Genomic DNA, 23,982 nt, shown 5'->3' on the forward strand with positions numbered 1-23,982 from the left:
GCTCAGTGGAGACAAAGTGTCATGCATAACCAGTCTCAGGCAGCGAGTGGCGGTATCATTACGTTGCTGGTCGTGATTGCGCTGTTCGTTCTGACTCAGCTTTATATGGTGATCCCTCTACTGGCTCAAGTTGGTCAGGATTTTAGCCCGACCAGCCCGCGGCATGTCACATTTGCACTTGCTACAAGTTTCAGTCTGGCCTATGCCTGTGGATTCTTGATCTGGGGGCCGGTATCCGATCAGTATGGCCGTCGTCCGGTGATGCTGACGGGGTTAGTTATATTGTCAATTGCGACCTTTGCATGTGCTTTCGCGCCATCATTATCATGGCTGACTGGGCTGCGGGCGATACAAGGGCTGGCGGCATCCAGTTTTGCACCGACAGCACTCGCCTATCTCGGTGAAGCGATTCCGGTTCGCCGACGTGCGATAGCAACCGGAGCAATGTCGACTTCATTTCTTGTTGCCGGTATTTTCGGGCAGGTACTGGCTGCTTGGGTGGTACTGAGATGGGAGTGGTATTGGGTATTTCTGATAACAGGAACTTGTCTGCTGGTGGCAATTCCATTCGTTGCAGCTATGGTCAGAGAACCAGAACGTGCTGCTGTTAATGGGCATCTGGGATATCGCTTTATCGAGTTGGGAGCGGTTACCATGCGTCCGGCTGTTTTATTACTGTCTTGTGCCCACATCACGTTGCTACTGTCATTTGTTGCTATCTATACCGCTTTGGGGCCACATCTTGTAGTTCTGGGACTGGAACCCGAAAAAATTATTCTGCTGCGTATGGTTGGATTACCCGGAATGTTTGCAGCACTGTTAGCCGGGCCGATTGCCGCCCGGATTGGGATGCAGGGCGTTGCTATTACGGGTTATATGTTTGCGTCTTTTGGCTTATTTTTGGTGGCAGTCTTACCACAATCCCTGACGGGCGTTTCCATTGGGAGCCTGATCTTTGTTGCAGGTGTGGCACTCGCCATTCCGGCGATGATTACGCAATTTGGTACGATGTCCGTTCCCAATCGGGCTGGGGGTATGGCTCTTAATGGATTTATCCTGTTTATCGGTGCCAGCACCGGGCCGCTCATTGTGGCTGATGTATCCAGTTTCACCGGATTACTGATAGGTCTTGCTGTGGTAATGCTTCTGGCCGCCACCTGCGTTGCAGGCAGTGCTTCACTGACTGCAAATGGGAGACGACGATAAACGCTGCCGTTTATCTTTGAGTTAGTCTCTATTATTTATTCAGCCTGTTTGAAGAGCATTCAGATTGCAAAAATTAATGGCCTCCTCCTTGGCCAGAAGTATATGAGAATTTATATGTATGATGGGATTGTGCTCAGTAATGATAATGGTGAGCCATAGAAGTCAACGGGTTGTTGGCTTGCAGGGTACCTCCCAGACTATATAAAGCTGCGCAGGCGGCATTAATTCCTGTCTGAATAGCTCCTTCTGCCCAGCCTCCGGTAAAGGAGCAGCTACAACCGGCTAAGTAGATACCTGTATCGGTTTCGCGGGAACAGGCACTCTGAAACTGGAAAAAGAGGGATTCAGAATAGCGATCGTCACCAGGATAATTGAGTTTGAATGCTCCCATAGCGGTAGCATCTGTTAACCAGTCATATTCAAGTATGTAGCGAGGGTCGTTGTTCATTGGGACTAGGTGGCGGGCGAAGGCCGGAGCAGTCAGTGACAACTCTTCAACCAGCCGATCCAGACGAGCACGTTTATCCTTCAACGTAACTAGCTTGTGAGAGTCATCCTCCCAGGTATAACTGATGAGTACCACGCCGTGCCCGTTGGGATCTTCAGGCTGGTAATCGAGACAGTAGACGCCTTTTGCCAGAGTATCCGTCAAAATGGTGTGTGGTAATTTCTCTTTAAGCCAGAACTTTTCTCGTGTGAGTAGAAACAGTTTTGATGAACCAATCAGGTGAGTTTCATTAATCGCACGTGCGACACCTGTTACCAGCCACTGTGGGTGTTTAGACAGCTTAAGAGATACCTGCATGGCACGTGTGGAAATGGTGACGATGACCCGATCAAAAGTACTGGATTCTCCCTTTTCTGTTACTACCAAAAAGCGACCGTTTTTTTGTTGATTGATTTGTGTGACTTTTTGATACCGGATGCGTTCTGCCAGTGGACGGCCTCCGATTATTTCTTCCCCTATGTGTTCAGTCAGCGAAGATATACCTTCAGGAACTAAACGTTGATCCTCCTCCAATCCGTTCACCACGAGTCGTAGGATTTCAATAAATGAAGCGCGGAATACAGGTAGAAAGCCTCCGGAGCCTATACCGAGCGACCCGAACAGCTCAAAGTCAATTGGCTTCACCCAAGATTGTCCCCCAGGAGGATTTTTTCCGGTGAAAATGCGCACGAGTGCAGAGTAGAAACAGCTGTCACCAAAGACGTCTAGATAGTGCTGCCAGGCTGCTTTCGCATCTGTTAGACGTCCTTCACGTAAAGCTTGAGTTATTGCTGTCGGTGCCACTAGACGTTGCTCACCTTCCAGTTCAATGCCCTCATGCAGAAATGCTTTCCAGCCGCGTTCGACACGCTGAAATAGGATTGGCGGGGACTCGCCAGCTTTCCAGCTTAACGCATTTCCCTGATAGTGGATCTCGGTATCCACAATACCGGGATCGGGAAACACTGAGGTGGTATTAATACCGAATAGATTCAGGTAGTGAAACAGTCCTACACAAGTTGGAGGAAAGCGCATAGCTCCCATTTCTGCGATGTACTGTGGTATATCTGGATTAAAACGTGTGCTCAATAAACGCCCGCCATAACGTCCCGGCTCAGCTTCAAACAAGGTGATGTTGCGTACGCCAGCACGTAACAACTCCCTGGCTGCAACCAAACCGCTTAGCCCAGCGCCAACGATGGCAATATGTTGATGTTGCTGACTGTCAGGTAAATGCCCAATAGCTTGCTGCGATTCAACTTGTTCCAAAAAGGCTCCATAGTCAAATAGCGTGTCGATAAACGGAAATGAGGGGGTTTGGGCAGATGAGATATCATTTGTTGTCATGATTGAGTCTCAGATAATCAACTGCAAACTGTCGAAAGGCCGAGCGAGATTAAGTAAGACGGTTTTGCGTCCTCTGATCAGCCATTGTCCTTCACGCCAATGAAACTGGTGTTCGAGACGTGCGGCGTAATGCCACTCTCTGTCACCACGACTTTCGCTGTAGAGTAATTGACTAACGCCACTGGCACTCTGTTCTCCTTCAGTCCAGCTGATAATGGGGCGCTGGAGCAGATGCTGTGAGCGGCTGCGTGGCTGCTGCGAAAAATTACGCGCATTACGAAGTCGATTGATACGCAGTTGTGTGACAAAGCGATCCTCATACAGTAAAGAAGACTCTGTCAGCGGGCTAAGTTGATCGTGTCGTGATGGAATCCACCACGTATATTCCTCCGCCAGCAAAGTGAACCAGTCGTCAAATTTCTGTTCATCAAGTAGCCAGACTTCGTGATAAATCAAATCAGTCAGGGTCTGTATGACATTGTTATTCTCCATTGCCTCCCTCCATCATGCGTTGCCACATGGAATAAAAGTTTCTCATTGCGCCTTCACTGGTTCCTGACATTTGAGTGGTTCGATCCCAGCATTCCGCAGGATCATAGAGGCGAGCGATATTGACCCACTCGTTAGCCTGACTTTTTAGTCCTTCGGTAGCGCGTTCATACATTTCCACATCGTCATGCGCCACTATTGAACAGGGGGAGTTGATTAAGTTGTTGTACTGTACAGTACGCTCTAGCATCTTTTGTGGTGTCCCTACCAGCTCCAGAATCCAGGATTCAACAACAGTCTCGCTGGCGGAAACCGGACGGATAATGCGTAACGTCTGGATAGGCCCTTTTACAACCAGATTAGGGAAGTACACGGTATTGTGTCGTGTATCGCTCAAGATTTGCTGTGCTCGTTCCTCACCATAACTCTCCACCATACTTTCCCAGTAATCGGGGATTTCTGAATAGTCTTTATGGATAGAGTTACTGACACCGGTGTGCCCATGACCATTAGCCCAGATGCGGATCCCCATTTCAGAAAAAAAAGCGTGGGGAGACATTAAAGGAGACAAAAGTTCCACCGCTGTGGGTTGAGCACCTTGCTGATCAGCCTGAGCCCAGAGATTAACCGCTTCTCCTGCTGAAGATTCATGCGCCACCATGGGGTGACAAGTGTCAGTTTGGTTATCCATCACCATTTTCCAGTTACAATGATGACGATGACGCAGTGGTACACCAACGACTCGCAATGCTCCTTTAGGAGAACGATCGATCATATTGTCCAGCGTTGAGAGAGCATCGCCGAAGAAAATATCAAATGGCAGACCTTGAGCACTCAGTCGTACAAAGATGAAATCGCGATAACACACTACATTGTCGACAGCTTTCATACCGATGCTGGCTTCGCACTCGGACAGTACACTGGGATCATATTCGGTTTTTACCGGAATGCTGAGTAATTCTCCTGAAGGTTTGAATGTCCAGGCATGATAGGGACAGCGCAGAAAACGCCCACTGTTACCATTGGTTTCGGGTAAGATCTTTACGCCCTTATGTGGGCAGCGATTATAAAGTACTTTTATTTCATTATCTTTCTGGCGAATCGCGACTAATGGCTGTGATGCTAATTCAGTTGTGAAATAGTCACCGATTGCGGGGATCTGGCTGCCGTGGCACAGATAGAGCCAGCTCTGCATAAAGACGCTCTTTTGCTCAGTGATGAATATAGCCTCATCGAGATATGCAGATTTGTGAATTTCTGTTCCGCGAAATATAAGATTTTTATTCATAAAACGATTCACAATGCTAATTTAAGGAAGCTTCCCTTTGCTCGGGAAACACAGGGGTAAATGGTTCGGGAGGTAGCCGCTTCTTGCGGTGTCATAATGAAATCGTGGTGCTCGACATCACCTTCGATCACTTTCAGTGCACATAGACCGCACTCCCCGCGCCGGCAATCATATAGTGGCTCTAACCCTGCCGCTTCCAGGGCATCCAGTAGTGACTGGCCAGCTGCGACCTGTAGCCTGATACCTGATTCTGTTGCTTCTACTTCGTAACCCGTCTTGGCAATATCAGCTTCAATTGAGGGGGTGGTGAAAAGCTCAAAGGCAATGTGTTGCCGTGGAAAATGGTGGTTATCACAGAAGTCCAATACGGCATTGAGCAGGCGTACAGGGCCACACACATGCAGCCGATCGCGGGATTGTAATGCACCCAATAATTCGGAAAGGCAGACCTTTTGCTCTGCTGTACTGTGTAGATAAAAATATGAAGCGGCGAGCGTTGCCAATTCAGTTGCATAGACAGCCTGTGCTTGTGAGGAGATAAGGTAGTGACATTCCGGGTGTTTTCCCATTGCAATGAGGCGCGCTATGATGCCGGTGATGGGAGTTATGCCAATGCCTCCTGCAATCACTATATCTCGTCCTCCCTCAGGGGCGGAGAGCTGTGGGAAGTGGTTAAATGGCCCTTCAAGCCTGACACTGTCACCTACCTTCAGGCTCTGTAAATATTGGCTACTGGCAGACGCTGTATTGAGTTGGATGGCAAATGTCAGTGTGGCTGTTGGTATAGTCAACATCACGCAAGAATAACTACGTGTACCAATATTGTCGGGCATCAACCAGCGGAAGTGACTACCGGGTGTTAACGCCGCGAGTTCCCATTCTGGCGCCTCTAAAGTAAACTCCCGGATCGTGTCACTGAGAGTACGAATATTGCAGATCGGATACTGCTGCATTTTCTGCCCCACAATAGCTGTTTCATGCAGGTTGTGTCGGCGGGCTGCCCTGCATGGATATCAATCAATTCGCATAGACTCCGTTTGTGAGTCGGTATTACGCCGTTCAGCCGGATTACACGAGTAGTCATAGCGACATGGCTGTTAATTCAGAATAAATTTATTTTTTCATTTCAATAATGTACTGGTTTCCATTTACGGTAGAGAAATTCAGATTGTAGATATTTGTAATAGAGAATCCGGCTTGTTTTGCCACAAATTCAAATTCAGACTGATTCCGTTTCCGGCCTAACAGAAGGGTATCGATATATAAATCAAATGATGCGGTTTCATCTGGTTCTTTGATCATATCGATAACATATAAGACAGAATCTTCCCGCATAGATTTATGACAGTTTTTGAGAAGATGGATGACCTGATTATCTGGCCAGTCATGTAAAACACCTTTCATACAATAAACGTCATATCCTGATGGAATAGCAGAAAAGAAATTGCCATTAATTAAAGTTACACCTTCTGATTCTTGCTCGGTAAAATCATATTGATCCATGACATGACACTGAATATGGGGATAATGCCTTTTTATATTTTTTGCAAAAGAACCTACTCCACCTCCAATATCAATAAATGAAGAGATGTTATTTAACGGCAGGCGGTTAATAACATATTCATTCATCATATTGGTCATTTTCGCCATTAAATTATCAAAAGTTGTTTTTATATTTTTATTTTCCCCATTATTGAGATAATCAAAGAATGATTCATTATGGGTAAGTTCAAAAGCAGATTTAGTATTATTTTTTCTTAATGATGAGCTGTATTGTGCCCAGGCGCTCCAGAAAGCGGGGTCTAATTCGAACTTTATATATAACGTTTCAAAGCTGTCTGGCTTACTGAGTGATGCCCATTGTTCTGTGAGATAAAATTTATCTTCTTTTTTTATTAACACATTGAGTGTTTGCATATAGTCCAATAACCGATGGAATCTATCTTGATAAACATTGCATAGCTGAGCAAGTTGTTCCACTGTTTTGCCATCTTGAGTGCTTAAATGTAATGGCGCTTCACTGTCTACAAAAGAAAATAGAGCATTTGATTTACGATAAGCAGTAACCATTTCTAATGACATTATCATTCTCCTTTCTTAATTTTTAATTATATTGATTTATCTGTTTTTTAAATGCTGTTCTTTAAAGTTATTTTATCCAATCAATTATATTTTCATTATCTTATAATGAATGGCAATATTCTTTTCGTGTTAAAATGAATGATATTATTCATCACTAACATCGTTAATACACCTAATTCAAATGACTTTCAATATATTGAATATTTCATTTTCCTCTGTCTTTAATATTTTATAAGGATATATTTTCATTAAATAATGATAAAAGATCAAAGTAGAATATATACTCTCCAGGCTTTAAGTTGCAGACAATAAAGCTGCAACTTGAAAGGCAATAAGTATGTCTTACTGATGTTGATTGAATAATACTTCTTTTTTTATTCCTCAATAGCTGTTTCGTGCAGATAGCGCCAGTAGGGTTGCCCCGCATGAATATCTATAATGACTGTGGACCAGCGAACCAGTGTAGTTCCTGCATTATGTTGAGTTTCGCGATAGCGGCATATCACGCCTTCTGTGGTTTCCGCTAATGTTTCACAGGCATCTATAACAATGCGTAGCTGAGGCCGGGTGCCTATATTGTGACGAAACAGGTTTTCTACTTCAGCCAGACCGATGCTTTGGCCTTTCATTGTTACCATCCTGAAATCAGCGGGAAAACTGCCCAGTAGTTTCTTCAGCGCAGATGGATGACCTTCCCGGCCAGTAAATACCTCTTCTATCCATTGAGGAAGCTCGATTAGGCTGTGGTGAGCAATTAATTCTTTTTCTGATTGCATACGGACTCCGTTTTTTGACTGAGTTGAATGAGCTTTAGCAGGGGAAGTAGTCCTAACCCGGCGGCAATAAGGAATGTGAAATGGTAAGCGGATGTCGTGGTAGTTTGCTGTTGTAGCAGATTAAAGAGCAGTGTAAAAACCGCAGCGCCGATGCTGAATGACATCTGGCGGTTGAGGTTCCAGACAGTGCTGGCGCGGGCCAGATGTTCCCCCTCAAAATCCAGCATCGCAGTAGTCTGAGCGGTATTGGTTGAAATACCTCCGCCAATTCCCATCAGCAAGTAAGCAGCAACAAGCAAGAGTAACTCATGTTCCGACCCGACCAGCGTCAGCAATACGATCCCCCCGGCGTGCAATATCAGGCCAGTACAGAATAGTCGGGCAGCGCCAATGTGATTATAGAGATGACCGCAAGCTACCATGGCACAGAATGATCCACCCGCGAACAATATCATCAAAAGCCCGGTTTCACTGGCTGTCCAGCCAATCACCTGCTGGAGAAAGAAAATATTGAGTAGATTCACACCGGTAAATATGCCCGGTACAGCATAGTAAACTAAGACAGAGAAGCGCATGCGGTTATTGCGCAACACATTCAGGTCGAGAATTGGGTGCTCTATGTTGCGAGCATGTCTGACGTAGAGCAGGCTAAATAAAATGCCAATTCCGGCTAAGGTGAGGGGGAGCCACGGACTGGTAGAACCCGCATACAGTGACATGCCAAACAGCAGTGCAGTAAGTGCCAGACTCACCAATAATAGTCCTATGAGATCCGGTCGGCGGGCGGTGGTTTTTTCCTCTTTGATCCACAATATTGCCAGTAATGCCGTGATGAGACTGAAAGGGATATTGCAGAGAAATACCCAGCGCCAAGAAAAGTGATCCACGATAACTCCGCCAGCACCGGGAGAAATAGCCGGTGCAATTAGCGCGACAGCCATAATCAGCGTCGATACTTTTGCGCGTTCATCTTTTTTAAACAGGCCAAAGGTGAGTGCCTGACCTACCGGGATCAATAAGCCACCGCCTATTCCCTGAATAAATCGAAACAGGATCAATGACACAAAATCGTTGGATAACCCTGATAGTAAAGCCCCTACAGAAAATATTGCCATGGAAGCTGCCATGGTCAATCTGGCACCCAGATGACTGGCAAGCCAGGTACTGAGTGGAATAATGAGCGTCAACCCCAGAATATAGCTGTTTGCTACCCAGGCCACACTAGATTCAGAAATGTTGAGTTCGTGGGAAATATTAGGCAATGCAATCGCTGACATAAAAATATTTATGCAGTCAATGAAAAAGCCAGCTAAAAAAATAAAGGCAATACGATAGCGATATGTCATTTTATCCTCCAGTTTGGAGTCTAATTTGGCTTGCTCGGTAGTGTCGATTAGATTAAATTGAACTCAGTGTTTACTAATATTTAACAATCTATGGTTTTTAATCACTTAAACCGAATTCAAACGTTTCTTGCGGTAGTAGATTGTGGGTCATTCACTCTTGCTGCAAAACGGCTTTTCATTAGCAAAGCGATGGCGAGTATTCATGTGAAATCGTTGGAGGAAGTGCTGAATGTGCCGCTGCTTATTCGCAACACACGAGGCATCACTCTGACAGAAGCCGGTGAAGTCCTATATAAGGATTTTCGGGAAATATTTTCTAATATTCAGACATCTATTGAAAACATATCTGACATTCATCGTTCTTTGTCCGGAACTCTGAGTATTACATCCACGGCGGAATTTGGTGCACAATTTTTACTGCCGTTAATTGGTGAGTTTTGCAAACTTCATCCAAATTTAGGCATCAATTATTACGCTGATTCATCACTGAATGATTTAATTTCAGAACGGTTTGATCTGGCAATTCGCTTAGGGACTTTACGTGACTCGACTTTAAGAAGCAGAAAACTGGGTAATTATGCCATTGTTATGGTGACCTCATCAGAGTGGTTAAAAAATAATCCTGTTAAATCCCTTGATGATTTAAATGCTGTGCAGTGGATTGCTAACAGTAACTTACAGGCACCAACACAGTGGACTTTACGCAACGATAAAAAGGAAGAATTCGAATTTCGTGCTATGGCCCGGTTTCACTCTAATTCAGCCTCAGCTATTAAGACGATGGTGTATTCCGGACTCGGTGTAGCCATTCTGCCGGAGTGGATGGTGAAAGAGGAAATTGCGAAAGGGGAGCTGATCCAGTTGTTTCCTGACTATACATTGCCCAAGCAGGACATCACGATTGTGTTTGCCGGTGATCATCGTATTCGCCTCAAATGCCGCGTTTTTATTGATTATCTGATACAGAATTTGCATTTTAATTAAGCTGATTTTTAAGCACTAATTTATCCTTTTTAAGGATATGCTGTATTTCACTCTGAATCCCTGTAGTGGCAGCTATGGTTGCCCGTAAGAACAAGAATCGAATCGTTCTTATGGGCAAAATTTATTACCAACAGATAAATGTTATTGTCTTTCCACAGTCACCAGTGCCTGCGCACAGGCCCAGGCTGAACTCCATGCCCATTGGAAATTATATCCGCCAAGCCAGCCGGTGACGTCGACAACTTCACCGATAAAATACAATCCCTTCACCTTATGGGACTCCATTGTTTTCGATGACAGCTCATTAGTGTCTACGCCACCAAGAGTTACCTCTGCGGTGCGATATCCCTCAGTACCATTTGGCTGTACCTGCCAGCATTGCAGGGTAGTGACCAGATCTTTTTTCTGTGCTGAATTGAGCTGTTTCAGAGAGAGTTCTGGTAGCTGACCAAGAGATTGCAGGCACTCCACCAGACGTTTTGGCAACAGTTTGGCAAGGGTGTTTTTCAGGCTTTGGTTAGGGTGGGATTCACGCTCCTGAGTTAAGAAGTCATCCAAGTCGATATTCGGAAGTAAGTTAATACTCACATATTCACCGGGCTGCCAATAGCTGGAGATCTGCAAAATAGCGGGGCCGGAAAGTCCGCGGTGAGTAAACAGGATATTTTCCCTGAACACCGTTCCGTCCTGTGCGGTAACAACGGAAGGGACCGCCACACCGGAGAGAGTTTGAAGCTGTTCCAGCAATGGCTTGTGTAGGGTAAAAGGAACTAAGGCGGCACGAGTTGGCAGGATATTAAGATCGAATTGTTCCGCAATGCGATAACCGAAAGGAGAGGCACCTAAACCGGGCATAGATAATCCGCCAGAAGCCACTACAAGTGAGTGTGCGCTCACTTTTTTCCCTGATGCAGTAATTTCGAACTTCTGCTCATGTTTCTCTATCTGAGTGACTTCACTGCGTAAGCGAATTGTAACCTGGCCCGCTTCGCACTCTTTCAAAAGAAGGTCAATAATCTGCTGAGCTGAGTCATCGCAAAAAAGCTGCCCTAAAGTTTTTTCATGGTAGGCAATACCATGACGCTGCACCAAGTCAATAAAATCCCATTGTGTATAGCGAGCAAGTGCTGACTTACAAAAGTGCGGATTGGCTGAAAGGAAGGCTGCGGGTTCGGCATATATATTGGTAAAATTACAGCGTCCGCCCCCGGACATTAAAATTTTGCGGCCTGCTTTTTTACCATTATCCAGTACCAGAACACTTAGCCCTGACTGTCCGGCCTGTGCTGCGCAAAACAAGCCAGCCGCGCCAGCACCAATAATTACTACATCAAATTTTTCCATTCGTTTGCTATCTCTATACTTGCAGAATAACTTTCTTGCCGGATTATTTTTCAGGAAATACACTTCATTGTGGAGGGACTATCTGCTAAATGCAGAGAAAAATAAGTACTTGGTTGAACTTTTATTATGGCAGGCCATTTTTCATCAAAAAAATATAAAAAGATAAAAATCCCATAATTTTTTGATTTTTATGAGAAAAGTAAATCATTCGCTGCCGGTTTATTGTCATTAAATCAAAAAAAGGTCATATTTCTCTTTTCCCGCCAGCGTTTGTCACTGATAATGCGCCGCGTTCATGTCCTACTAACTGGCTTAACGTTTATGCTACATCTGTTTACTGGCCTGGATTTTTATACCGGCCTTATGTTAGTACTTGCTCTGTTGTTTGTGCTTTTTTATGAAGCCATCAATGGGTTTCATGATACCGCAAATGCAGTAGCAACTGTTATTTATACCCGCGCTATGCGCTCGCAATTTGCTGTTGTCATGGCAGGGGTTTTTAACTTTTTTGGTGTTCTACTTGGTGGATTAAGTGTCGCTTATGCGATTGTTCATCTATTACCTACAGATCTCCTACTGAATGTCAGCTCAAGCCATGGTTTGGCGATGGTCTTTTCCATGCTGCTGGCGGCAATTATCTGGAATCTGGGCACATGGTATTTCGGGATCCCGGCATCCAGCTCTCATACGTTGATTGGTTCTATTATCGGGATTGGCCTGACCAACGCGATAGTGACCAGCTCTTCTGTTGTTGATGCGCTGAATATTCCGAAGATGATACAGATTTTTATGTCCTTGATTCTGTCTCCTATGATTGGTTTGGTGATCGCGGGAGCGATGGTCTTTTTACTGCGCCGTTACTGGAGTGGTACTAAAAAGCGCCGTCGTATCCACATGACGCCGGCTGAACGTGAAAAGCAGGATGGTAAACGTAAACCACCATTCTGGACACGAACAGCTCTGATCCTTTCTGCTGTTGGTGTGAGTTTTTCTCATGGCGCCAATGATGGCCAGAAAGGGATTGGTCTGATCATGCTGGTACTGATTGGTGTCGCGCCTGCTGGCTTTGTTGTGAATATGAACTCAACAAGCTATGACATTGCTCGTACCCATGATGCTGTTGTGCATTTGCAGCAGTATTATGAGCATCATGAACCTGCGCTTACTCATGCAATTGAGCTGACTCCGGCTATATCTCCGGTTGAAGATCAACTGGATATGAATTTCCACTGTGATAATTCACGGGCATTGGATGTGCTGAATACCACGGAAACAATGCTGGGAAGCATTCAGAATTATAGTGAGCTGAATCCTGATCAACGTAACAGCATGCGTCGCATGTTGATGTGTATTGCTGATACAGCAAGTGCTGTGGCTAAATTGCCAGAAACTAGCATGGAAGATGCACGTTTCCTGCATAAATTGCGTAAAGATCTGCTGAATACCGTTGAATATGCACCAATGTGGATAATCATCGCGGTGGCGCTGGCACTGTCTCTGGGCACAATGGTTGGCTGGAAACGTGTTGCTGTCACTATTGGTGAAAAAATCGGTAAAAAAGGCATGACTTATGCTCAGGGGGTTTCCGCTCAGGTGACTGCCGCAGTATCGATTGGGGTTGCTAGTTATACGGGGATGCCGGTATCGACGACACAGGTTCTTTCTTCTGCGGTCGCAGGTACAATGCTGGTTGATGGTGGTGGTGTTCAAAGTAAGACTATCAAAAATATCATGCTGGCGTGGGTACTGACATTGCCGATTTCAATTGCCCTGTCAGGCTGCCTGTATTGGATTGCTCTGCAATTGATCTAAGCTTAAGTTTTTAAAAAGGGTTGGCAGCGATATCAGCAGCTCAACCCTTTTTATTGCCACTTTTTATTTTCAACTCGCTTTCCCTCTCTGTTGTTATCAGACTATCGCTATTCCTACCAGACACAGTAAGACAATCCCACATAACACTTTCGTCAATATAAACTGCTTACGCAGCCTTTCGCAGAAAAAGATGACATCATCATTGTGATGGTTGAGATAGCTTTGTGTGTTAATGTAGCGTACCAGCCGCATTTGTTTACTGAATTGGCCATTACCAGTAAAAAAACCATTCCCATCAATGGCTTGATATAGCATCGGATCTGCCTGACGCAGAATAAATAATAAAGCCCGTAGTGAAGAAATGTAACGTAATATATTGATAATACAGATAATGCAAATTGCCCAGAAGAATGCAAGCATACTGAACATATTCCCCCCTCCTTAGAGTGGCAACGGGATATTGTGTATGGATTAAGAATTTATCTGAAAAGGTAGCAATGTAAATAGTCACAGTATTAAATTTTAGGAGGAAATGGCTTATTAGAAAAGCCAAATGATATTGAAAAATGGCCTCAGTATCAGAGATAAAATGTTTAATACAGTTATGGTATTGAAAGCAGATATCTTTTCTTTCAACTGGTTAACTAAATAAAGTAACAAGTTGTGATCACGACGACACTCAAAAGAGGCGTCAAGCAGTTATAGTATAAGTATAAAATCATGGCGTTTAATGCCGCCAATCCATTTTATGGAAGGAGTTCACTTATATGGCTTATAAACATATTCTTGTAGCAGTTGATCTATCTCCAGAAAGCAGGGTCTTGGTGGATAAAGCGGTTTCTTTGGCAAGGCCATACAATGCTAAGGTTTCCTTGATCCATGTTGATGTAAATTACTCTGATTTATACACCGGCCTGATAGATGTCAATCTTGGTGATATGCAGGCACGCATCGCAGATGAAACTCGTAACTCCCTGAAAGAACTGTCAGAGAATTCAAGCTATGAAATTCAGGAAACGCTGAGTGGTAGTGGTGATTTAGGGCAAGTACTTGTTGATGCGATTAAGCAATATGATATGGATCTCGTTGTCTGTGGTCATCATCAGGATTTTTGGAGCAAGCTGATGTCATCAGCTCGTCAGCTCATTAACACCGTCCATGTTGATATGCTTATCGTTCCGTTGCGTGAAGAAGATTAATATTCTGCCGAAAACTTATTCTATGGAATCGCCTGCTCATTGCAGGCGATTTTTTTGCTTGTGCAAAGTATAAGGTGCTTTAAAAAGCTTTTTATTTAGAAAATAAAAAATTTATTTTCAACAAAATTAATAAAAATAGTTATTGAAATTCAATCATAAAATAGTGGTATATTCAGAAAGCAAACCGTAATTACCTCACATTTTCGACAAAAAATAACAAAGGAAATGGGGAGGGCATCACATCTGAATGTATAAAGGAAGCTATAAATGAATGTACCATCATCTTTAGTCTCATTTCTTGAATCTGTTCAGTCTCACAATCCACATCAACCAGAATATTTACAGGCAGTAAGAGAAGTATTGACCTCTCTCTGGCCTTTTCTTGAGCGCAATCCGCAATATCGTGAACAGGGGTTATTAGAGCGTTTGGTTGAACCAGAAAGAGTTATTCAATTTCGCGTTAGCTGGGTTGATGATCAGGGAAAGGTTCAGGTAAACCGCGCATGGCGGGTACAGTTCAATTCGGCCATCGGGCCATTTAAAGGCGGGATGCGTTTTCACCCTTCCGTTAACCTCTCTATTCTGAAGTTTCTCGGTTTTGAGCAAACATTGAAAAATGCTCTGACAACATTACCGATGGGCGGTGCAAAAGGCGGCTCTGATTTCGATCCTAAAGGGAAAAGTCAGGGAGAGATTATGCGTTTTTGTCAGGCATTAATGACAGAGTTGTATCGCCATCTGGGGCCTGATACTGATGTTCCTGCCGGAGATATCGGAGTTGGTGGCCGGGAAGTGGCTTTTATGACCGGGATGATGAAAAAGTTATCCAACAACACGGCCTGTGTTTTCACGGGTAAAGAGCTCTCTTTTGGTGGCAGTTTGATCCGGCCGGAAGCGACGGGCTATGGTCTGGTTTATTTCATTCATGCGATGCTGAAACGTCATGGTATGGCGCTGGATGGTATGCGGGTATCGGTTTCGGGAGCGGGAAATGTCGCTCAATATACCATCGAAAAATGTCTGGAACTGGGGGCTAAAGTGGTGACGGTATCCGATTCCGGCGGTACTGTTCTGGATGAAGAAGGATTCACTTCAGAGAAACTGGCTCATCTGGAAGAGATTAAAAATAAACGTTATGGGCGTGTTGAGGATTATGCCAAAGAACGTGGGCTGACTTTCCTTAAAGGGCAAAACCCGTGGTCAGTGCCTGTAGATATCGCTCTGCCTTGCGCGACACAGAATGAGCTGCATCTGGAAGATGCAAAAATACTGATTCAGAATGGTGTGAAATTGGTAGCAGAAGGAGCCAACATGCCGGCAACTATCGCAGCTACTGATGCTTTCCTTGAAGCCGGTGTTCTGTTTGCGCCGGGTAAGGCCGCTAATGCGGGAGGTGTAGCCACTTCCGGCCTGGAAATGTCGCAGAATGCGATACGACAGAACTGGAAAGCAGAAAAAGTGGATATCCGCTTACATCACATCATGCTCGATATTCACCAATCCTGTGTGGAATATGGTGGAGAAGGCAAACAGATCAACTATGTACAGGGTGCGAATATAGCGGGCTTTGTGAAAGTTGCTGATGCCATGCTGGCGCAAGGTATTTTGTAATTCAGTGAGTTTACCAGTAAACAATAAATGATTTTTAATGAATAAACCCCATGTTGAATGGGGCTTATTTTTCAAGCATCCCGCGTTACTTGCAGACAATCATTCCATGTTTGCTTGTCTTCTGGAAAATCTCCATCAAGCACTTCGAAAAATTTGTATTTATTTAATAAAGCAAGATAAGTGAGTATAGCATGTTTGCAACCTATGGAATCCTTTACTATTACATCGTCTCTTGGCTGTAGTTCATAAACAGTTGGAAGTTGATAAGAGTTAGGTGGTAATGAAGGAATGATATCTTCTACATAATTAATAACGACATTATCACGAAAATGTTGATTAACATATGTTACAAATTCATAATTTCCTACATTTGGACTGGCAAATAAGCAAGATCTGCAATTAGGTGCTTTATCATAAATATCCCTCATAAGATAAGTCCCCATTGCAGCACCAAGGCTATGACCGGAGATAGTACAATAACCATTTGTTCCGATAAATTGTGTGATGGCATCTGCTAGTGGGAGGCTCTGATAATTAATCCCTGTTGTGTTATCAGGAACAATCAGACGCAAAGAATTATACATTGAATAAAAACCGTCAAAAACTATTTGATCAGGTGTATCAGGCCAAGGGGATATAGGTATTACATCAAGGTTCTTTATCCATTCGGTAATATTTTTTGTCCCACGGATAGTAAGAACGTATTCTCCGGGGTTAGTTATTCTCTCTACTATATATCCAAAGTTAACTCTTTCTTCCAAAATCATTAATTCTTTTTTATTCGTTTTTGGATTCATAAAAATATTGTAATCATTACTATAAATATAGCATTTCAGTTTCCAACCATCTTTTTCTATACGCGGGTCTGGAGGTGGCGTAAGGTTATCAGGATATCGTTCATACATATCTGATGCATATAGAATTAGTGCTGCAAAACTATCGTTGTAATTTACTGTAAACATAGTCCAGTCCCATTCTTATTGGTATAATAAAAATTAAAGTGATAATTAAAGTATATTTCAAATTTTAAAATTTTCCTGAAATTAGTAAGTGTTTTTATTTTATTGATTTGTTAATTTTTTATTATTCAGGTTAATATTGATTGGTTTTTTTTGGTGGGTTTAATCTAATCATTTAATTAGAAAGTTATATTATATTAATAATTTAAATTATTAATATATTAATTTAAATATGAATTCTTTTCAAGCTATCGATACTTCGTCAATTCTTTATCCAGAATGAAAAGTGATAATTAAGATATAAAGTTAACTAATTTTTTTACGAATAAACCCCATGTTGAATGGGGCTTATTTTTTTGAATCTTAAGTACAATCAGAATAAAACAGTGCCGGATCTGGAAAATTCCGTAAAAGTTTTTTCTTTTAGATTATATATTCTATCCGCGGCAGCAATCGTTTCAGGCCGATGTGCTACAAAAATGCGGGTAATGGGCATCTGTTTTATAGCGTTATTGATCTTTCGTTCATTAAATACATCGAGGTCACTCGTTGCTTCATCAAGAAAAAGGATTCGTGGGCGCTTATAAAGTGCTCTGGCCAGAGATACGCGCTGCTTTTGTCCTCCTGAAAGAATACTTCCCATATCACCTATCATTGTTTCGTACTGCATTGGCATAGCGATAATTTCGTTATGTATTGCTGCTGCTTTGGCACACTCATACATCCATTCAAGGTCGGGCTGAGGATCAAAAGAGGAAATATTATCCATCAGAGAGGCCGCAAAAAGTTTGTCTTCCTGCATCACAAAGGCGGTATGCCGCCGATATTCGTCAATACCAATCTGTCGTATGCTGGTTCCATCAATCAATACACTTCCTGATTGGGGAATGGCTAAGCCCGCCATTATTCTGAGAAGAGTGGATTTACCACAACCCGACGCCCCGATAATTGCGATATTCTCGCCTGCATTAATTTCCAGATTGATATCTTTAAAAATAAATGGCTCAGCTTCACCGTAACGATAGGAGAGATTATTGAGCGTTATCCGACCTTCTACAACCTCAAGCGGAACTAAGTTTTTTGAATACCAAGCGTCCTCTGTTTCTGCGGTTGCAACGTCTGTTAGGCGATCTGAGTGTATTGATATAAGGCGAAAATTAAAAAGTGAATTAATCACTTTAATAGAGCGGGTAAGGAACATATCAGCGTAGAGCATAAAGGCGAATAGAGTCCCTGTTGTTATTGCGCCATGTTCCATGAGATTACCACCAAAGAATAAAATCGTTGCTGATGAAAGCCCTGTAAGAAATCCTGACAGGGTTTGGTTTATCAGATCTATCTTGAATAAATGCGCTCGGGCATTAGCTGTGTTGATAACTTTATTCAGCCATGTCATACGCCGATTTTCTGTCAGGGAAAATACTTTGACACATGCCACATTTCGAACTGTTTCAAGGAAATGAGATGACTGTAATGCTTCATTGTGAATGGCCTCAACTCGGGCACTTTTGTATGTGTTATAGAGCGCAAGTTTTACGCTGAGATAAATAAAGATGATGAGCAGGGAAATAACAGCCAGAAGTGCGCTGTAACAAAACATCAGAGTTATCAGTGTTAGTAGAATGAGCACATCAAGCAAGGAAGTCAGCATTTCTGCGGTGAAGGCTTCTTTAATTTCATTGAGTGATGTCAGCCGAGACGCTATATCTCCTACATGACGCTTTTCAAAGAATGTTAACGGAAGGCTCAGCAACTGGTTAAAAAAGCCTATACTCCACTGTATTCCCAAAGAGTAGCGCATTGCCATCAGAGTCCAGGCTCGGATGATGCTGAGTGCAGAGCGGAGAATAAGTAGAAAAATAACGCCAATAACAATCAGATTCAGCATTTCGAAGTCACTGGATCGCAAAACAATATCAATAATAAATTGAGAGCTGAGGGGAATTGAGAGAGCTAGCCCCTCAATAAAAAGTGATATCAGAATGATTTTTAGTAGTGTGATTTTAAGGTTAGCTACACCCCGGAACATATCTGTGATAGTGATACTTTCACTCACTTTTTCCTTTTTAAAATCAGACCGTGGCCATACTTCCAGAACTATTCCCGTGAATTTATTTGACAATTCTTTTAGGGAAATGATTTTTTTCCCTAAGGCAGGATCATGGATAACGGCGTTTTTCTTTGTGATTTTTTTTAGCACGACGAAATGATTAAAGGACCAGTGCAGAATACATGGAAGCCTGACGTTTCTGAGTTCTTCGAGATCAAGGCGTATGGCTCTGGCATTCATATTTATTCTATCTGCTACTGTGATGAGTTGTCTTAATGACATGCCATTGTTTGATACGTCGAAAATTTTCCTCATGCTGTAAACATCCGTTTCCCGTTCGTGCCAGCTTGCAATCATGGCTAAACAGGCTAATCCGCACTCTGTTACCTCTGTTTGCAGGATTACAGGTAGTTTTTTAGTGAAAAACTCGAAAAAGCCACTGATTTTATATCGTGTATCCTTATTGTGTGTTGTCACATATTCTTTCATATACCCTCTTCACTGGCATAAAGAGCCATTCGTAATTCTTTCTGGTTCTTACATATATCTCTGTCTCTACTTTCATACCCGGCAGAAGGGAAAGTGATTTTTGTTGTTCTGTCATAACTGGCCGTACCGTTATGCGGAAAAGCGCTTTACCTTCACTATTAGTCTGAGCTGATGGAGGGATATTGACCGGGGCTTCTGAGATTGCTTCGATGACTCCTGCAACCTTTCCATACCACTGATATGGATACGCTGCTATCCTCATTTTTACCTGTTGTCCATCAGCCACATCGCCGAGAGAATCGGATGAAGAAAGCAGTTCAATTTTTGGCCTTGCAGCCAGAGGGACGATGACGGCGACTTGTTGGCCTGCTTTTACTCTCTCTCCTTTATGGGCTGTCACACTGGTTATCTTTCCATTAAATGGGGCGACAATCAGATATTCTCTTTGCTTTTCTATATTCAGAATCTTTTGTTTTATGCCAGCAATTTCAGCTGTAATTAATTTTTTCGCTGAATCCGCCTCCCTATCAGTCGCTGATATTTTCTTTTTAAAATCCAGCAACTCTCCTTGCAGGGTAATTATTTTTACCCTTGCAGACGAGAGATTTACTATGGCTGAATAATAATCCTTCTTCCTGTCAATAAATTCAGAATCACGCGCAAGGCCTTTTTTGCGTAATTGTTCATATAAGCTGGATTTTTTTTCGAACCATTTCCTCTGTTCTTCCGCATTTTTTATCAGGATATTTAAACCATTTATTTCCTGTTCTTTATTTTTTATTCGCTCAATAAAGTAATTTTTATTTTCCTCAGCTTCGGTGGTGATAATATTAATTTTTTTCAACAGTATGTTCCGTTGTTTTTTCAAACTCTCTTCTATTTCAAATTTGGTAGCACCAAGATTAGTTTCAGTTTCATCACTCACAGAAAAAATAACTTCACCTTGCTTAATGAGTTTTTTTTCTGAAGCGACTGAATTAATAATTATGCCATTGTTTTGTGCAATGAGTGACACAGCCGGAGGATCATAAATGACATTACCGGAGGCGTTAACTCTTTCGCTATAAGAGCCGAAGATAATGATTGAGACAATAAAAGCAACAGTCAGCATGCCTGTCAGAATACAAATGGAGAGGCTGGATGGAATATCCAGATAAGATACGCCAAGCCATCCCTCCTGTTTATGTTGCAGAGCTTCGGCACGATAGATTGAGTTTTCATGCTTTTCTGTGCTCATTGGAAAAAAAGACCCTTTTATTTTTAAAATCTATGATTAATTTCCGATTTCGGAGAAAGCTGTTTCCGAGAAGGCCATCAATTTTTTCCATATGCTGAAAATGTCCATCAACAATTACAGCCCCGAACTGTTCTGCTTTTCCGGTCACCGATTTAACTGTCAGCATTGCGGCTTCACATCCTTTATTATCCATTTTCGGATTAACCGCGAGGCAACTTGTTGGCGTATAGGCTTTAAGTCTTTCACGCCATATCATAGATACGGTAGCACCGGTATCCAGGATCATGTGGTATTTATGACCAGATAGCTCGACATCAAAAACCATTCCACTGGAAGATCTTTGGAAAGGAAGTTCTGTAAACCCTTTTGGTGGCTTGTTTTTATCGGTAACGCTATTTGTTATTGTGAGTGAATTAGAGATGTAATCTAATATTATCTGTTTATCTTTGAAAGCATCAAGACCCACAACAGGTTTATCGGGTAAATTTCCTTTTTTATAAACTAGCAGTCCCCACGGTTTAAATGGAGTAATGCTCACGTTTTTAAATTCTATATTGTTTACGTTTAAGGAGCTGACTAAATATTTTATATTTTTCTGAACCTTACCGGTTAAATCTGTACTGTAATAAATACTTTCTTTTTTGAGTCCTTTAATTTTATTTATCTGAGATTCGTAAAGATAAAACCCCATAGAAGAGCCTGTATCAATCATTGCATATACTGGTTGTCCATCAATAATAAATGTTGAATAGGGAACGGAATATTTATCAAAGCTCAGCTTTAGAGTTATAGGTTTTTCTAAATTATCAATAGAATTATTAGCGATGGAGTTATTTGATAAAATGGCTAAGGCAAAAAATGAAAGCGTAGATAACCAATAATTAAATCTTATCATTGTTGGAATTCGCTATTTTTATTGTTGGATATTTTCTATTATTGTTTCTTCACTAACACCAGCTTCAATCAAGTGTGATGCAGCGCGACTGAGAAAAACCCGCATGGATGGACAGAAAACGGTTTTATTATTAAAGCGATTGGTTGGTGAAAAACGGTTAACCAGACGACCACCATGACAGATTTTACTCCATATACAGTCATTGCAATCTTCAGGTAATTCACTATTCAGTGAAGAGTATTCTTTAGCATTAGTTGATTCGAGCACACTTGAGAGAGTTAATTCTCTGACATGACCAATGGGATTAAATATTTTATCTGAGGTTGAGCGCAGGGTGTCATCAATACGGAGCAGACCATCAGAAGTTACAGTGAAAGCATAAACCGATTCAACATTGGCACTTATGCCTATGATACGGTTAAACTGGCTATTAAGCATTGTGCCCAGGTATGTGTTAAAGATCCTGACAAAAATATTTGGTTGACCGTCAGCAAACCAGGCGTCAAGCGCTTCATTGAGGAATCGGCCAATTCCCTCGGCGTCAGTGCTATCAGCATGTTGATCATCAGGTATGAGGAAATCGAAACGCTGGCATTTGAGTTCTTTTGAGAAGTGATGATAAATTTCTCCTCCATTAGCGTTAGCATTTGCCACAGAGAGAATTCCTGGTTCTGCCGGAATACGTCCTTTCGCCCACGCATTTTGGAGCATACGTAAGCCATTAACTGTTCCTTCGTAAGTGCTTTTTCCTTTTCGATCTAATCGATGCCTATCATTGATGTGTTTTGGTCCGTCTATAGATATGCTTGCATGAACTTGGTGTTTTTCAAAAAGAGCAATCCATTCATCATCAATCAGAATACCGTTGGTCTGTAATGCCAAAACTAGTTGAGAGTTACCATAGTTACCTTCGCGGAGAATCTCACACATTTGATTGAAACGTTCTTTTTTCATCATCAGTGGTTCGCCACCATGAAAATCTACCTGAATCACCTCAATATGGTTTTCTATTACAGAGCGTTCAAAGAATCCTCTCAGTGCCGCTATATTATCAAGAGATATAATTGGAGCACTGTCAGCAGCCAATGTATTGCCCATATTAAATACATAGCAGTAAGTACAATTAATATTGCATCGCTCACTGACTTTTAGAATTATTTCAAGATGTTTAATCTTCTCTCGCTTTATTATCGTCATTATCACATCTCCATGAATAAATAGGAGAGATAAACGCTTCTCTCCTATTTATTTTATGATTATTACAGAGACTTACTCCAATTTCCAAAGGCATTCACCCAGCCACCGGAAACTGTATCTAATAGACTATCAACGAGTTCTTTTCGCTGAGTTTTATTTTTATCTGAATTGATTATTTGAGATTTATTTTCTGCTATTTCACGTTGTAATTTGCTCATGGTATCTCCTTATTTTTCAAATGAGATGTCATATCTAAAATAGTGATGACTTCCGGAGTATAGAGTTAGTTATTTATACGAACGCTAAACAACAGTGTAACAATTGATATACTGTTTTATTTCTTATTTAAAACATAACTGTGACGTATTTATTTTTCAGGTATGAATACCTGAAAAATAAATATATTTAATGAAGATGGTGTGTCATCAACAAGGATAAATATCAAACCGGTGGTTTTTGGTGGTAATGGCGGCGGATGCTTTCACTCCTGCCATTGGTTCTGCGTAATCAGGCCGTTTCACTACAACACGGCGCTTTGCCAGAGCACGGGCTGGTCCTAACAGTGCATCAGCATCTTCATCAGCACCCACGAGAGACTGGAATACACGCATTTCTTTTTTGACCAGAGCACTTTTTTGTCGATGCGGATACATAGGATCAAGATAAACCACATCCGGTTGCGGAGTGATATCTGTCAAGGCGGTAATACTTGAAGCGTGGATTAAGGTCATGCGTTCTTTCAGCCACTCGCCGATTTCTTCATCCTGATAACCGCGTTGTAGGCCATCATCCAGCAATGCCGCAACGACCGGGTTGCGTTCCAGCATTCTGACATGGCAACCGATTGAGGCCAGAACAAAAGCATCCCTTCCTAGCCCTGCTGTGGCATCAACGACTGTGGGTAAATAATCTTTCTTGATGCCGACTGCTTTCGCAACGGCTTCACCGCGCCCGCCACCAAAGCGGCGGCGATGCGCCATTGTTCCGGTCACGAAATCAACATAAATTCCGCCCAGCTTCGGCTCATCGCGTTTACGTAGCTCCAGCCGCTCAGGAGTCAGAACCAAGGCCATAACGGAATCTTCATCGTGTACCAGACTCCAGCGTTCAGCCAAATGAGATAAGGCGCTGCTATCAGCGCCCTGTTCGCAAATCAAACAAATTTTCACGCGAGTTTCCACACA

The 23,982-nt window shown here is 42.5% G+C and carries 21 protein-coding genes; 5 read left to right on the top strand and 16 right to left on the bottom strand.

Annotated features, from left to right (window positions below):
- Window positions 1-21: 21 nt before the first annotated feature.
- A complete protein-coding gene (locus Xsto_RS09360) occupies window positions 22-1,206 on the top strand; it encodes an MFS transporter (RefSeq protein ID WP_211284305.1) in 1,185 nt (394 codons plus the stop codon).
- A 133-nt stretch (window positions 1,207-1,339) separates the two neighbouring features.
- Here the strand turns inward: Xsto_RS09360 and Xsto_RS09365 are convergent, their stop codons facing one another.
- The 7 genes from Xsto_RS09365 to Xsto_RS09395 form a co-directional block, all read right to left on the bottom strand.
- A complete protein-coding gene (locus Xsto_RS09365) occupies window positions 1,340-3,040 on the bottom strand; it encodes an NAD(P)/FAD-dependent oxidoreductase (protein ID WP_099124890.1) in 1,701 nt (566 codons plus the stop codon).
- 9 nt (window positions 3,041-3,049) lie between these two features.
- Entirely contained in the window at window positions 3,050-3,532 is a 483-nt protein-coding gene (locus tag Xsto_RS09370; protein WP_099124891.1) for an aromatic-ring-hydroxylating dioxygenase subunit beta, read from the bottom strand.
- Complete coding sequence (locus Xsto_RS09375; protein ID WP_099124892.1) at window positions 3,522-4,817, bottom strand: aromatic ring-hydroxylating dioxygenase subunit alpha; 1,296 nt, start codon at window positions 4,815-4,817, stop codon at window positions 3,522-3,524. The genes Xsto_RS09370 and Xsto_RS09375 overlap by 11 nt, the downstream gene beginning before the upstream one ends.
- Window positions 4,818-4,825: 8 nt before the next feature.
- On the bottom strand, window positions 4,826-5,770 hold the full coding sequence (locus tag Xsto_RS09380) for a flavin reductase family protein (RefSeq protein ID WP_099111025.1): 945 nt from the start codon (window positions 5,768-5,770) through the stop codon (window positions 4,826-4,828).
- A 160-nt stretch (window positions 5,771-5,930) separates the two neighbouring features.
- On the bottom strand, window positions 5,931-6,899 hold the full coding sequence (locus Xsto_RS09385) for a methyltransferase (protein WP_169926621.1): 969 nt from the start codon (window positions 6,897-6,899) through the stop codon (window positions 5,931-5,933).
- Between the two features lie 374 nt (window positions 6,900-7,273).
- Window positions 7,274-7,675 carry a hypothetical protein gene (locus Xsto_RS09390; protein WP_099111023.1) on the bottom strand — a complete coding sequence of 134 codons (402 nt, stop codon included), beginning with the start codon at window positions 7,673-7,675 and terminating at the stop codon, window positions 7,274-7,276.
- On the bottom strand, window positions 7,654-9,021 hold the full coding sequence (locus Xsto_RS09395) for an MFS transporter (RefSeq protein ID WP_099111022.1): 1,368 nt from the start codon (window positions 9,019-9,021) through the stop codon (window positions 7,654-7,656). The genes Xsto_RS09390 and Xsto_RS09395 overlap by 22 nt, the downstream gene beginning before the upstream one ends.
- A gap of 90 nt (window positions 9,022-9,111) precedes the next feature.
- Here Xsto_RS09395 and Xsto_RS09400 point away from each other — a divergent pair, with 90 nt between their 5' ends.
- On the top strand, window positions 9,112-10,005 hold the full coding sequence (locus Xsto_RS09400; RefSeq protein WP_099111021.1) for a LysR family transcriptional regulator: 894 nt from the start codon (window positions 9,112-9,114) through the stop codon (window positions 10,003-10,005).
- A 141-nt stretch (window positions 10,006-10,146) separates the two neighbouring features.
- Here the strand turns inward: Xsto_RS09400 and Xsto_RS09405 are convergent, their stop codons facing one another.
- Window positions 10,147-11,349, bottom strand: coding sequence for a BaiN/RdsA family NAD(P)/FAD-dependent oxidoreductase (locus Xsto_RS09405; protein ID WP_099124894.1), 1,203 nt, complete (start codon window positions 11,347-11,349; stop codon window positions 10,147-10,149).
- 321 nt (window positions 11,350-11,670) lie between these two features.
- Between Xsto_RS09405 and pitA the strand changes: the two genes are divergently transcribed.
- The gene (pitA, locus tag Xsto_RS09410) at window positions 11,671-13,161 is read left to right on the top strand and encodes an inorganic phosphate transporter PitA (protein WP_099111019.1); all 1,491 of its coding nucleotides are present in this window, start codon (window positions 11,671-11,673) and stop codon (window positions 13,159-13,161) included.
- Window positions 13,162-13,257: 96 nt separating this feature from the next.
- Here pitA and uspB read toward each other — a convergent pair whose 3' ends face one another.
- On the bottom strand, window positions 13,258-13,590 hold the full coding sequence (gene uspB / locus Xsto_RS09415; protein ID WP_099124895.1) for a universal stress protein UspB: 333 nt from the start codon (window positions 13,588-13,590) through the stop codon (window positions 13,258-13,260).
- Window positions 13,591-13,928: 338 nt separating this feature from the next.
- On the opposite strand from uspB, the gene uspA reads away from it, so the two are divergent.
- Together uspA and gdhA are read left to right on the top strand one after the other, a co-directional pair.
- Window positions 13,929-14,360 (top strand): universal stress protein UspA, encoded by a 432-nt coding sequence (gene uspA / locus Xsto_RS09420; RefSeq protein WP_099111017.1) that lies wholly within the window; start codon window positions 13,929-13,931, stop codon window positions 14,358-14,360.
- Between the two features lie 267 nt (window positions 14,361-14,627).
- Window positions 14,628-15,971: an NADP-specific glutamate dehydrogenase gene (gene gdhA / locus Xsto_RS09425; protein ID WP_099124896.1), complete on the top strand. Its 1,344-nt coding sequence runs from the start codon at window positions 14,628-14,630 to the stop codon at window positions 15,969-15,971.
- Window positions 15,972-16,042: 71 nt separating this feature from the next.
- Here gdhA and Xsto_RS09430 read toward each other — a convergent pair whose 3' ends face one another.
- The 7 genes from Xsto_RS09430 to rsmJ all read right to left on the bottom strand — a co-directional run bounded on the left by Xsto_RS09430 (window position 16,043) and on the right by rsmJ (window position 23,967).
- A complete protein-coding gene (locus Xsto_RS09430) occupies window positions 16,043-16,933 on the bottom strand; it encodes a lipase family protein (RefSeq protein ID WP_099124897.1) in 891 nt (296 codons plus the stop codon).
- A 370-nt stretch (window positions 16,934-17,303) separates the two neighbouring features.
- Complete coding sequence (locus Xsto_RS09435) at window positions 17,304-19,469, bottom strand: peptidase domain-containing ABC transporter (protein WP_099124898.1); 2,166 nt, start codon at window positions 19,467-19,469, stop codon at window positions 17,304-17,306.
- Window positions 19,441-20,484 (bottom strand): HlyD family secretion protein, encoded by a 1,044-nt coding sequence (locus Xsto_RS09440; RefSeq protein WP_244590368.1) that lies wholly within the window; start codon window positions 20,482-20,484, stop codon window positions 19,441-19,443. The genes Xsto_RS09435 and Xsto_RS09440 overlap by 29 nt, the downstream gene beginning before the upstream one ends.
- A gap of 202 nt (window positions 20,485-20,686) precedes the next feature.
- Window positions 20,687-21,601 carry a retropepsin-like aspartic protease gene (locus tag Xsto_RS09445; RefSeq protein WP_099124900.1) on the bottom strand — a complete coding sequence of 305 codons (915 nt, stop codon included), beginning with the start codon at window positions 21,599-21,601 and terminating at the stop codon, window positions 20,687-20,689.
- Window positions 21,602-21,619: 18 nt separating this feature from the next.
- Window positions 21,620-22,798 (bottom strand): cyclophane-forming radical SAM/SPASM peptide maturase XyeB, encoded by a 1,179-nt coding sequence (xyeB, locus tag Xsto_RS09450; protein ID WP_099124901.1) that lies wholly within the window; start codon window positions 22,796-22,798, stop codon window positions 21,620-21,622.
- Between the two features lie 62 nt (window positions 22,799-22,860).
- Window positions 22,861-23,016: a XyeA family cyclophane-containing RiPP triceptide gene (gene xyeA, locus Xsto_RS09455; RefSeq protein WP_099111011.1), complete on the bottom strand. Its 156-nt coding sequence runs from the start codon at window positions 23,014-23,016 to the stop codon at window positions 22,861-22,863.
- Window positions 23,017-23,223: 207 nt separating this feature from the next.
- Entirely contained in the window at window positions 23,224-23,967 is a 744-nt protein-coding gene (gene rsmJ / locus Xsto_RS09460; protein WP_099124902.1) for a 16S rRNA (guanine(1516)-N(2))-methyltransferase RsmJ, read from the bottom strand.
- Window positions 23,968-23,982 lie beyond the last annotated feature (15 nt).

The sequence above is a fragment of the Xenorhabdus stockiae genome, assembly GCF_002632825.1.
Taxonomy (GTDB): Bacteria; Pseudomonadota; Gammaproteobacteria; order Enterobacterales; family Enterobacteriaceae; genus Xenorhabdus; species Xenorhabdus stockiae.